Below are 12,437 nucleotides of genomic sequence, written 5' to 3' on the forward strand. Positions count from 1 at the left end.
TTTATATTAGATTGTATTAAAAAACTACTTAAAATTAAGTAGTTTTTTAATATGTTTTTTATTTTATTGAAAATTTATATACAGTTTTTTGTTTATACACTTCACCTTTGTTTAAAATAGAATCTTTTATAAAACACATATTTCTACCTATTGGAGGTGCTTGTGTTTCAAAGCATATCCCAAATCTTCTTTGTGCTTTTTTACCATTGTATAATTTAAATTCATCTGGAAAATTCATACTATAAACAACTACAGATTTTTGGTCTGTTGAAATATCTAATACTCTTTTTGATGCCCTGTCTTCTAAATGTATTTTTCCATTCTTATTTAATAAAAATGTATGATCATATCCACTTCCTATTTTTATTTGATCATTATTGCAATCTATATCTTCTCCTATACACTTCATATTATTAAAATCAAAAGCTGTGTCTTTAACATTAATGCTTTTTCCTGTTACTGCACAAGTTTCATCTAATTCTAATATATAATCAGAGTCTATTTTTAAATATTGTGTGGTTATAGGAGCTTTTATATTCCCACTTAAGTTAAAATAGCTGTGGTTTGTCAAATTCACTAAAGTAGTTTTATCACACTTACATTCATATATTTGCTCTATTGTAAAGTCTTCATATATTTTAAAGATTAAAGTAATATCTAGGTTACCTGGATAATTTTCTTCTTTATCTTTGCTAATTGTAGACAACCTCAATGTTATATTGTCCTTATCCTCTATAACATTAACTTCCCATATTTTTTTATTAAACCCTACGTTTCCTCCATGACCGTGATGAGGATTGTAGTTTTTGGATAAGCTATATTGTCTGTCATCTATAGTTACATTGCCTTCACAAATTCGTCCTGATGTTCTACCTATGATTGCCCCTAAATATGATGGATTTTCTATATAACTTTCTATTTCTTTATATCCGACTACTACATTTTCAAAATTATTATACTTGTCTGGAGTTATTATCTTAGTTATAATTCCACCTAAATTAAGTATTTCCACCTCAAATTTATTATCATACTTTATATTATAAGCTACTATATTTTTATCATTTATTTTGCCAACTATGCTTTTAGTACATTTCATAATATCACCAAATTCTAATTTATTTTTATAGGCAATTAGTTTGTAAAAGGCTATAGATTATATATTTGCTCTTTTACGTCCTTCAACATATCCTTTTAAATCTATAACATATCTATTTATAGCATCTAGTCCTTCTTTATCCCACTTAAATACTCCACAATGTTCTAATACCTTTTTAAATATATTTCCGACTTCATTTTCAAGTATTTTATCAACATTATTTTCATTAAAATAAATATATTTTTCTTTTAAACTATTAAACCAATCTAAATGTATTTTTAGTTTTTCATTTTTACTTATTAAACTTATTTTACTTTCATCTAATAAACATGTTCTTATTACAGTTAATTCTTCTTTTAATCTAGAGGGTAATACTGCTAGACCCAGTACTTCTATAAGGCCTATATTTTCTTTTTTTATATGATGAAGTTCCTTATGAGGATGGAATATTCCATCTGGATAGTTTTCATCACATCTATTATTTCTAAGAACTAAGTCCAGTTCAAATTTTCCATCTTTATTTCTAGCTATTGGTGTTATTGTATTATGAGGTATATCATTTGTATGGGAATGTATTCCTACATTTTCATCTGAATAATTTCTCCAATGAGTCAATATTTGATCTGCTAATTTACTGATATTTTCTCTATTTTCTCCACTTATTCTAACTACAGATAATGGCCATTTTATTATAGATATTTTTATATCTTCATATTTATTTATACAAAACCTATAAATATCATCTGCTTTTGCCATTGAAAATTCATATCTTCCACCTTGATAATGGTCATGAGTAAGTATAGATCCTCCCACTATTGGTAGGTCGGCATTTGATCCTATAAAATAATGTGGAAATTTTTCTACAAATTCTAAATTCCGATCAAAAGTATTTTTATTTATACTCATAGGTACATGCTTGCTAGAAAATACTATACAATGCTCATTATAATAAGAATATGGAGAATATTGAAGATTCCATTCTTCATCTTTTAACTTAAATGGTATTACTCTTAAGTTTTGTCTTGCTGGATGATTTAGTCTACCTGCATATCCTACATTTTCTTTGCATAATAAACACTTTGGATATACTGATTGTTTCATGTTTTTTGCAGCTGCTATAGCCTTTGGGTCTTTTTCTGGCTTTGATAAGTTTATAGTTATATCAATTTCACCATACTCAGTGTCAACTTTCCATGTTGTATTTTGAGCTATTCTTTGAGTTCTAACATAATCACATGCCTTGCTTAAATCATATAAATAATTTGTAGCACTTACTTTATCCTCTTGATATTTTTTATTAAACTCCTTTATGACCTCTGATGGTCTAGGCATAAGTAAGTTCATGATTTTAGTATCCAACAAATCTCTATATATAGGAGAATTAGATTCCAGTATTTTATTTTCAAAAGCATAGTTCAATAAATTATCTAGAATTTCAGTTGGATTTTCTAAATTTTCATCTTCTATATTTTCTATTATATATTCATCAAGTCTAAATAACTCAATTAAAGAGTTTCTTATATATATAATATCTTCTTTTTCAAACAATCTTTTTTTTATTCCATAGTTTATAAGCCTCTCAAATTCACTGTATATATTCATATAACTATCTCTCCCTTAATATCTACATTTCAAAACCATTTGGATGACTTTTGTGCCAATTCCAAGCAGAAGATATCATTGCCTCAACAGTTTCAAATTTAGGTTGCCACCCTAGTTCGTGTCTAGCTTTTTCTGATGATGCCACAAGTTTAGCAGGATCTCCAGTTCTTCTTTCACAAACTTTAGCAGGTATAGAATGTCCTGTCACAAACCTAGCTGCTTCTACCATCTCTTTTACTGTAAATCCATTTCCACTACCTAAGTTATATATATTACTATTAGATCTTTCTCTTAGTTTATTAACTGCTAATATGTGTGCATTGGCTAAATCACTTACATGTATATAATCCCTTATACATGTTCCATCATGAGTATCATAATCATCACCAAATATAGATATAAACTCCCTTTTTCCTAATGGAACCTGAAGTATCAGTGGTATTAAGTGAGTTTCTGGACTATGATCTTCACCTATTACTCCACTTACATGAGCGCCTGCTACATTAAAATATCTAAGGGAAATATACTTAATACCATGTGCTATATCAGCCCACTTCATCATTTTTTCCATAGCTAGCTTTGTTTCACCATATGCATTTGTTGGTTTTGTTTCATCACTTTCAAGAATTGGAATATTTTTAGGCTCTCCATATATTGCTGCTGTTGATGAAAATACAATTTTTTTTACATCATTTTTTGCCATAACATTTAAAAGTACTTCTGTTCCATGTACATTATTGTTATAGTACTTTAATGGATTTGTCATACTTTCCCCTACTAATGAATTTGCTGCAAAATGTATTACTTCATCTATTTTATTTTCTTTAAATACAATATCTAATTCTTTTTCATCTCTTATATCTACATTGTAGAACTTAGCTTTTGGATGTATTGCCCCTTTATGACCTGTTTCTAAGTTGTCAACTATAATTACCTCTTCTGAATTATCTATAAGTTGTCTTACTGCATGACTACCTATATATCCAGCTCCCCCACAAACTAATATCATATTTACCTCCCACAATTTCTTAGCTTATAGATTTACTTACCAAGTAAAATATAACATAACTTCATTAGAATATATTTTACTTTTATATGGACTATTCTTTTTTATAGTTCTCTCGCTCCATTTCCTATGCTTACAGTATAAAAATCTGCATCATACCCTATTAATTCTTTATACCCTTTGCCTACTTTTTTTATAAAATCTTCGCTTAATTCCCTTTTAACTATAGATACTGTGCATCCTCCAAATCCAGCTCCTGTCATCCTAGATCCTATCGTAGCCTCATGTCTTAAGGCAAGTTCTACTAAGGTATCTAACTCTATTCCTGTTACTTCATAATCATTTTTTAATGATGTATGTGAATCATTCATTAACTGCCCAAATTTATATATATCTTTGTTTTGCAAAGCTTTAACAGCTTTTAAAGTTCTTTGATTCTCGTAGACAGCATGTCTTGCTCTCTTGACTCTAGTGTTATCTCTAATTAAATGCTTATTGTTTTCAAACTCTTCTTCACTTAGTTCGCCTAATGACTTTATATTAAGTTTTGTTTTAAGCTCTTTTAATGCAGTTTCACATTCATTTCTTCTTTCATTGTATTTAGAATCTGCTAATCCTCTTCTCTTATTAGTATTAGCAATTATAATCACTTCTTTAGTTAAATCAACTGGAGTGTATATATAATCCAAAGTGTTACAATCTAATAAAATCGCACTATTTTCTCTACCCATACCTATTGCAAATTGATCCATTATACCACAATTAACACCTATAAATTTATTTTCAGCCTCTTGAGCAAACTTTACTAAATCTAATCTATCTATATTAAAATTAAATAATTCATCTATCATAACCCCCATTAAAAGTTCTATGGATGCTGATGATGAAAGGCCTGCACCATTTGGTATATTTCCAAATACAACCATATCAAATCCACAATCTATACTGTAACCATGTTTACTTAAAACATCTATAACCCCCTTTGGATAATTTGACCAATTGTGCTTTTCTTCATTTTTTAAATTATCTATATTAAAACTTATTATACCTAAATCATCAAAATTTTTAGAGTACATTCTAATTAATTTATCATCTCTTAATTTTATTGCTCCATATGTTCCAAAACTTAATGCACAAGGAAAGACATTTCCACCATTATAATCAGTATGCTCACCTATTAAGTTTACTCTTCCTGGTGAGAAAAAAACTCGGATATCATTATCACTCCCATAAACTTTAGTAAAAATTCGAATCATATTTTCTTTCATTTTTTACTTCCCCTTTTTTAAATTTTTATCATTATATTTATATATTAGCAGAGTATAATTACCGCAACAATAACGTTTTCTCAATTATAAGTAAATCTATTTATTTTTTACTTTTTTTTACTAAATTTATATACAAAAAACACCTTAAAATATGTTTTAAGGTGTTTTCATTTATATATTATCAACTTTAAATATTTCAACACTTTTTTCTAATATATTAGTAAAGTATGCTATAACTAAGCCATAGTTAGTTATAGGTATATTCCTTTCTTTACACTTTTCAATCTTTTGAATTACACTTTTTCTATTTACCATACAAGCTCCACAGTGTATTACAAAATCATAAGAATCTAGATCTTGTGCAAAATCATAACCAACTTTAAAGTCAAACTCTAGCTTTCCTTTAGCAATTTTCTCTAGCATCTTTGGTATTTTAACTCTGCCTATATCTTCATGACTTACATTATGAGTACAACTTTCACAAATAAGAATTTTTTGGCCTGGTTTTAAACTCTTTAGTCTTCTAGCTCCATCTAAAAAATCTTTTAATTCTCCTTTTTGTCTTGCAAATAATATAGAAAAGCTTGTAAGTTTTAAATCTTCTGGTATTATTTCCTCTACTTGTTTAAATGCCTGAGAATCAGTTATAACTAGATCAATATCTTTTAATTCATCTAAGGCTTGTGTAAGTTCTGTATCTCTTACTACATATGTTTTTATTCCATGATCTAGGCAATCTCTAATAACCTGAACCTGAGGAAGTATTATCCTTCCCTTAGGAGCTTCTGAGTCTATCGGAACTACTAATATTACTTTTGCACCATATTCTAATAAATCACCTACAATAGGTTTCTCCTCTTCTTCTTTCTCTAAATTTTTTATCAATATTTCTCTTAAAAATTCTATATTAGTATTTTTTTTAGCAGATATAAATATAGAATTTTTAAATGTACCTTCTAAATTTTTTATTTCTTCTTTACTTAATTCATCTACTTTATTTATCACTAATAAATGACTTAAATTATATTTGTTAGCTTCTTTTTTCCATACCTTATAAGTATCCAAATCTGGATTTTTCCCATCTAATACGTATATAGAAAAATCTAATCTTTTCATATACTCATAGCTTTTTTTAATTCTTATAGAACCTAATTGACTTTTGTCTTCAAGTCCTGCTGTATCAATTAAAAGAACTGGACCAAACGGAATTAATTCCATAGCTTTTTGTACTGGATCAGTTGTTGTTCCTTCAACATTTGAAACTAATGAAACTTCTTGCCCCAATATTTTATTCATTAAAGATGACTTTCCACTATTTGTATTTCCATATATTCCTATATGCTTTCTATTTCCATTTGGAGTACTATTCATATACGCCTCCTATATATAAAAATCTCTTTTACCAAATTGCATTTTTTCTAAACTCTCTTTAGTATAATTTTTAATATCTTCTCTTTGAATATTTTCAACCTCAGAATTTATTATTTGCTGTGCTTTTTCATATAATTCTTTATCTCCATAATCTAATGTGAATTCTTGTAATGTCATTATAGCATTTGGCTCACAAACATATTTTATATTACCTGACTTTGCAAGTTGCATAAATCTATCTCCAGTTCTACCTTTTCTATAGCAGGCTGTACAATAACTAGGTATATATCCATCGTCTAATAGCTCTTTTAATATTTCAATTGGACTTCTTTCATCATTTGTTTTAAATTGTTTAATATCTCTACCTTCTTCTCTTTCCTTATACCCTCCAACTCCAGTTGAAGAACCAGCAGATATTTGACTTACTCCATATTTTAATAGTTCCTTTCTCATAGCTGGTGTTTCTCTAGTTGATAGTATAAGTCCTGTAAAAGGTAGGGCTATTCTAAGTATAGCTACTATTTTTTTAAACATTTTATCATCTAATAAGTATGGATAGCTTTCTAAATTAACACCACTTGCTTCTTGAAGTCTTGGTACTGATATAGTGTGGAATCCAACTCCATATTTTTCTTCTAAATGGTTGTTGTGCATCATTAAACTCAATACTTCAAATCTAGGGTCTGAAAGTCCAAATAAAACTCCAGCTCCAACATCATCTATCCCAGCTTCCATAGCTCTATCAAAAGATGTTAAATGATAATTGTAGTCACCTTTTATTGATTTTGGATGCATTTGTTCATAAGTAGGTTGATGATAAGTTTCTTGGAATAGTATATATGTACCTATACCTTTTTTGTTTAACAGTTTATAATTTTCTACAGTTGTAGCTGCTATATTTACATTTACTCTTCTTATTTCTCCATTTGCATTTTGAGTCTTATATATAGTATCTAGGCATTCTAAAACATAGTCTATAGTGGTATTAACTGGGTCCTCTCCAAGTTCTAGTGCTAACCTTTTATGCCCCATTTGTTCAAGAATTTTTACTTCTTGTGCAACTTCTTCCATTGTAAGTTTTCTTCTTAGGAATTTATTGTCTCTTTTATATCCGCAATAAACACAGTTATTTACACAATAGTCACTTACATAAAGAGGTGCAAATACAACTATTCTTTTTCCATAAATATCTTTTTTTATTTCTCCAGCTAATGAGTATATCTCATTTAAATCTTTTTCATCTTCTGCTTGAAGTAATACTGCTATGTCTTCATAAGATAGTCCGTCTCTTTTTTTAGCTTTTTCAAGTACACTTTTAATTTCATTATTTGATGGACATTTTGTTTTTTCTAAAATTGCATATATATGATTGTGGTTTATAAACATATAAAAAACTCCTTTTTATTTTATAAAATCTATATTATCGCCTCTGTTAACTTCAACTTCAAATCCAGCTTCTTTAACTTTTTCTTCGATTAATTTTCTATACTCTGCATCTTCATCAAGTATATATGCCTTATCATTATATAAAGAGTATTTTTTTCTAACACTCATGGGAGATAAATTAGGCATTATAACATTTCCTCCTGCTTTTAGACCTGCATTTCTTCCATTTTTATCAATACTAGATAGCGCTGTTGTAGCTGGTAGTAGTACTTTAGGTAGTAGTAGCCTAACTATTGCTAAACAAATAACTGTTTTTTCTAAACTACCATGGTTATATTCCTTAAGTGGTGTATCTTTATGTGGTATAAAAGGTCCTATCCCACACATTGCAGGTTCAAATTTTTTTACAAAAATCAAATCATTTACTAAATCTTCATTAGTCTGATTTGGTATACCAACCATAAATCCAGCTCCAGCTTGATACCCTATCTCCTTTAAATTGCTTAAACAATTAAATCTTTCTTCAAAGGGCTCGCCTGGATGTATAGATTCGTAAAGTTCTTTCGATGCACTTTCATGTCTTAATAAATATCTATCCGCACCTGCTTCAAATAAATTTTTATAAGATTCATAACTCCTTTCACCTAAAGATAGCGTTATTGCATTTTCAGGAAACTCTCTTTTTATAGCTTTAATAATTTTTATCATAATTTCATCACTATAATAAGCATCTTCCCCACCTTGAAGTACAAATGTTTTATATCCTAATTTATCGCCTTTTCTTACACACTCTAAAACATCATCCATGTCTAATCTATATCTTTGAGCATTTTTATTACTACGTCTAAGACCACAATAAAGACAATCTTTTTTACAAAAACTTGTAAGTTCTATCAGACCTCTTAAATATACTTTATTTGAGTAATATTTCATTCTAGTATCATGAGCTTTACTTATTAAATAATCTATTTCTCCTTCATTTATATTATCTAACAAGTAAAGAAGCTCTTTTTTACTAGCACTATTTTCTTCATACAACTTATTAATTATATCTTTTACATTCATACATTTCTCCTACTTTAGTTTTGTTGATTAACTCTTCCTTAAAACTTATAATTAGATAGCATCTTGACTTTCATCATTGACTTTGTCAACTTTTTTATTAACTCTTCCAAGCATATGATATTTTGACTCAAACTCTGTATGTAAAAGCTCATGAGATTTATGAGATAGGGGTTTTTCAAAAAATTCTTCGTAAGCCTTGATAACATCTGGATTTTCATGACTACATTTAATTTTAATACCGGCGTCCTTATTATATAATCCATCAATACGCTTTAATCTCATTTCATCTGTAACTCTTTTTTTAGGCTGTTTAGGTTGTCCAGCTCCACCTATACATCCACCCTTACAAGTCATAACCTCTATAAAATGATAACTTACTTCTTTTGATTTTAATTTCTCTATTAAAGCTTCTGCATTTTTAGTAGTTTGAACAGCGGCTACTTTTATAACTTTTTCATCTATTTGTAATACAGCTTCTTTAACTCCTTCAAGCCCTCTAACCGGTTTAAAATCTAGCAATTCCTTCGTTGGTCTTTGTCCAGTTAATATGTTGTATGCCGTTCTAACAGCAGCTTCCATAACACCGCCTGTATTACCAAATATAATACCTGCTCCACTACCTAATCCCATAATATTATCAAATTGACTCCCATTTAGAGATTCAAAGTCTATATTTTCTTCCTTTATCCATTTAGCTAATTCTTTTGTTGTTATTATGTAATCATTATCTCTTAAACCATCTATATTATTAAACCTACTAGAATCATTCATTTCAGGTCTTTTTATTTCATATTTTTTTGATGTACAAGGTGTTATAGTTACATTAACTATTTTGGATGGGTCTATATTTTCTTTTTTAGCAAAGTAAGTTTTTATAGCCGCACCTTGTATACCTATTGGACTCTTTGTTGTTGATAAATTAGGTATAAATTCAGGGTAAAATGTCTCGACATATTTAACCCAAGATGGACAACAACTTGTAAACTGCGGTAGATTTTCACTTTTATTTAATATTCTATCTATTAGTTCATTTGCTTCTTCCATTATCGTCATATCCGCTCCAAATGTTATGTCAAACACATAATCTCCGCCTAGCCTTCTAAGAGATTCTACCATTTTGTCTTCAACGTATGATCCTACTTCGTACCCAAATTCTTCACCTAGTGCAACTCTTACAGCTGGTGCTGTATTAAATATAACTATCTTTTTAGGGTTTTGTATTTCTTCTTTAACTTTTTGATAATCTTCAACTTGTGTAATTGCTTGAGTTGGACATACAACCGCACATTGTCCACAATGTATACATATAGCTAAATCATTTGTTTCTTCTAAATTAAATCTATTCGCTACTGCTATTTCATTATCACAAGTTCTTTTACACAATCCACATTTTATACATTTATCATAGTCAATTTGAATTGCTGGATTATCTAGTTCAACAGGAACAACCTTTTCTGTAAATAAATGTTTCATAAATTTTGTTACCTTGCCTTTCATGTTGTTTTGCATCTTTATGCTTTTAATGTCATTTAATTAAAACAAATTTATCTTTTTACATTTTATTTCTATACCCATTTTTATTTTTAAATAACAAAACCTCACAATTAAAATTTAATTTTAATTGTGAGGTTTAATAGTTATTTTACTAAAATGATATTATTATAGGGTTTCAACAACTTTAGCTTCATATGGATTTAATTTTGTATTTTGTAGCATTTGAGTTTTCGAAGTATGATTCATAATAAAATATCTTTCACTATCATTTACTTGCCTTTTAACTACTTCTACACCTTTTGGAGATTTTAAAGTTTCAATATTAGCTTCTTTTAATATTTTATTTGCTAAATTATCCATTATATTTTCATCTACACCACTACCTATGTAGTAAACTTTCCCACCTTCATATTCATTTAAAGTTATCGCACTTAATTCTTCAAAAAATTCTTCATTATATCTAAATAAAGTTTTTGCTGTTGTTGTTTTTATTAAGTCTCTAAATACTGTTGCTGTTCCTTTCATAGTTTCAAACTCATTTAATCCAATGAGCTCTATACTTTGATTTTCTTGGAATGCCTCTATTTCCTCAACATATCCTCCTATAAAATCAGTAAAGTTAATTGGATTAAACTTACCTAACTCTAAATTATTATAATAGTCTTTAACTCCATTCCTAAAGCTTATTACAACAGTTTTTCCTTGACTAGCAAAAGTTCTCATACGTTCTTGAACTTCTTTTTTATGCACAATCATAACAGGCACTAGTAAAATTTCATATTCACTAAATTCTGAATATGATGGAATTACATCTATAACTAAATTATTTTCATAAAAAGGTCTATGTAGCCTGTATACTTCATTTTTATAATCCATTAAAACACTTTGCCTTTGTATTCTAAAGGAAGCCATTGATTCAAAATCATAAATTAAAGCTATCTTAGCATCTATTTTAGAATTTATAATTACTTCATTTGATTTCATCTCATGAAAAAAACTTTTTACTTCATAAAACTTCCTTCTTTTTATGTTATCTTGGTCTAGTATTCCATAGCAATACTGTTCAGCTCCTTTAGTAGCACCTCTATATCTAAAATACATTAAAGAATTACATCCACGAGCTATTGCCTGATAAGACCACATCTTAGCTTGACCTGGTCTTGGAAGATATCCTATAACATCATGACCTTGAGCCCCCATTATAGCTTCTGTTATCCAAAAATTTTTCTTTTTTGCACCTCTCATAAAATCTAGCCCACAAGCGATTTCATGTGGTGGTATAGGATTTGCTTGTCCTCCCCATACAGGATAATTATTATATGCTACTACATCTATATGTTTTGCTACTTTTGAAAAATCAAAACTCTTATCAAAATAACCACCAGAAAAATCATGAATTACAACTACATCTACTCCAATTGTTTCTTTTAATGTATCAACTTGAAGTTTTGCATACTTTTCAATGCTTAAAGATCTGAATCTTTCCCATTCTATCCTAAGACTAGGATTATGAGTTGTTATAGTTTTTGTTGGTAAAGGTATCTCATCAAATTCATTATAAGCTTGAGACCAAAAAATTGTTCCCCAAGTTTCATTTAATTTCTTTATATCATTGTTGTAGACTTTTTTTAAGTACGCTCTAAATTCTTTTTCACAATTGCTACAATAGCAAACATCACTACCTTCATGGCCAAATTCATTATCAATTTGCCATGCAATAATATTTTTTTCATCTTTATAATGAGTTGCAAGCTTTGTTATTATTTTTTTAGAGTATTCTATATAGGTTTTACTATTAAAGCAATACTGTCTTCTTCCTCCAAATACTCTTTTTTTATTATTCTCAAATTCAGATAGAACATCAGGGTGTTTTTTAGCTAGCCATGCAGGTATTGTAGCTGTTGGTGTGCCAAATATTACTTTTAATCTTTTATCTTTTGCCTTTTTTATAATATTATCAAAGTATGAAAAATCATAATTTCCCTCTATACTCTCCATCATATGCCAAGCAAATTCCCCTATTCTTATTACGTTGGCTCCTAATTCTATTATGTTTTCTAAATCATTATCTGTCATACATTCATTCCACTGTTCCGGATAATAATCCACCCCTAAATACATTTTACAATTCCCCTTTATATTTGTTTTT

The 12,437-nt window shown here is 28.6% G+C and carries 9 protein-coding genes; all 9 read right to left on the minus strand.

Going from position 1 to position 12,437, the window contains the following annotated elements; genetic code table 11:
* Positions 1-58: 58 nt before the first annotated feature.
* Positions 59-1,096, minus strand: coding sequence for an aldose epimerase family protein (locus tag NWE74_RS03915; protein WP_258241928.1), 1,038 nt, complete (start codon positions 1,094-1,096; stop codon positions 59-61).
* A gap of 57 nt (positions 1,097-1,153) precedes the next feature.
* Positions 1,154-2,698: a UDP-glucose--hexose-1-phosphate uridylyltransferase gene (galT, locus tag NWE74_RS03920; protein WP_258241929.1), complete on the minus strand. Its 1,545-nt coding sequence runs from the start codon at positions 2,696-2,698 to the stop codon at positions 1,154-1,156.
* 22 nt (positions 2,699-2,720) lie between these two features.
* Positions 2,721-3,707 carry a UDP-glucose 4-epimerase GalE gene (gene galE / locus NWE74_RS03925; protein ID WP_258241930.1) on the minus strand — a complete coding sequence of 329 codons (987 nt, stop codon included), beginning with the start codon at positions 3,705-3,707 and terminating at the stop codon, positions 2,721-2,723.
* A gap of 101 nt (positions 3,708-3,808) precedes the next feature.
* Positions 3,809-4,972: a galactokinase gene (locus tag NWE74_RS03930; RefSeq protein WP_258241931.1), complete on the minus strand. Its 1,164-nt coding sequence runs from the start codon at positions 4,970-4,972 to the stop codon at positions 3,809-3,811.
* A 171-nt stretch (positions 4,973-5,143) separates the two neighbouring features.
* Positions 5,144-6,343 carry a [FeFe] hydrogenase H-cluster maturation GTPase HydF gene (gene hydF, locus NWE74_RS03935; RefSeq protein WP_258241932.1) on the minus strand — a complete coding sequence of 400 codons (1,200 nt, stop codon included), beginning with the start codon at positions 6,341-6,343 and terminating at the stop codon, positions 5,144-5,146.
* A 9-nt stretch (positions 6,344-6,352) separates the two neighbouring features.
* Positions 6,353-7,729, minus strand: a complete 1,377-nt coding sequence (hydG, locus tag NWE74_RS03940) for a [FeFe] hydrogenase H-cluster radical SAM maturase HydG (protein ID WP_258241933.1) — start codon at positions 7,727-7,729, stop codon at positions 6,353-6,355.
* Positions 7,730-7,744: 15 nt separating this feature from the next.
* Entirely contained in the window at positions 7,745-8,794 is a 1,050-nt protein-coding gene (gene hydE, locus NWE74_RS03945; RefSeq protein WP_258241934.1) for a [FeFe] hydrogenase H-cluster radical SAM maturase HydE, read from the minus strand.
* Positions 8,795-8,845: 51 nt separating this feature from the next.
* Positions 8,846-10,267, minus strand: coding sequence for a [FeFe] hydrogenase, group A (locus NWE74_RS03950; RefSeq protein WP_258241935.1), 1,422 nt, complete (start codon positions 10,265-10,267; stop codon positions 8,846-8,848).
* Positions 10,268-10,453: 186 nt separating this feature from the next.
* Positions 10,454-12,409 (minus strand): beta-galactosidase, encoded by a 1,956-nt coding sequence (locus NWE74_RS03955; RefSeq protein ID WP_258241936.1) that lies wholly within the window; start codon positions 12,407-12,409, stop codon positions 10,454-10,456.
* Between the last annotated feature and the right edge of the window lie 28 nt (positions 12,410-12,437).

Source organism: Romboutsia lituseburensis (assembly GCF_024723825.1).
Taxonomy (GTDB): Bacteria; Bacillota; Clostridia; order Peptostreptococcales; family Peptostreptococcaceae; genus Romboutsia_F; species Romboutsia_F lituseburensis_A.

Bases quoted from the DNA above. Each gene is read 5' to 3' on its own strand.
- hydF (WP_258241932.1), bottom strand. From the start codon at position 6,343: ATGAATAGTACTCCAAATGGAAATAGAAAGCATATAGGAATATATGGA.
- hydE (WP_258241934.1), bottom strand. From the start codon at position 8,794: ATGAATGTAAAAGATATAATTAATAAGTTGTATGAAGAAAATAGTGCT.
- NWE74_RS03930 (WP_258241931.1), bottom strand. From the start codon at position 4,972: ATGAAAGAAAATATGATTCGAATTTTTACTAAAGTTTATGGGAGTGAT.
- NWE74_RS03915 (WP_258241928.1), bottom strand. From the start codon at position 1,096: ATGAAATGTACTAAAAGCATAGTTGGCAAAATAAATGATAAAAATATA.
- galT (WP_258241929.1), bottom strand. From the start codon at position 2,698: ATGAATATATACAGTGAATTTGAGAGGCTTATAAACTATGGAATAAAA.
- hydG (WP_258241933.1), bottom strand. From the start codon at position 7,729: ATGTTTATAAACCACAATCATATATATGCAATTTTAGAAAAAACAAAA.
- NWE74_RS03955 (WP_258241936.1), bottom strand. From the start codon at position 12,409: ATGTATTTAGGGGTGGATTATTATCCGGAACAGTGGAATGAATGTATG.
- NWE74_RS03950 (WP_258241935.1), bottom strand. From the start codon at position 10,267: ATGAAACATTTATTTACAGAAAAGGTTGTTCCTGTTGAACTAGATAAT.
- galE (WP_258241930.1), bottom strand. From the start codon at position 3,707: ATGATATTAGTTTGTGGGGGAGCTGGATATATAGGTAGTCATGCAGTA.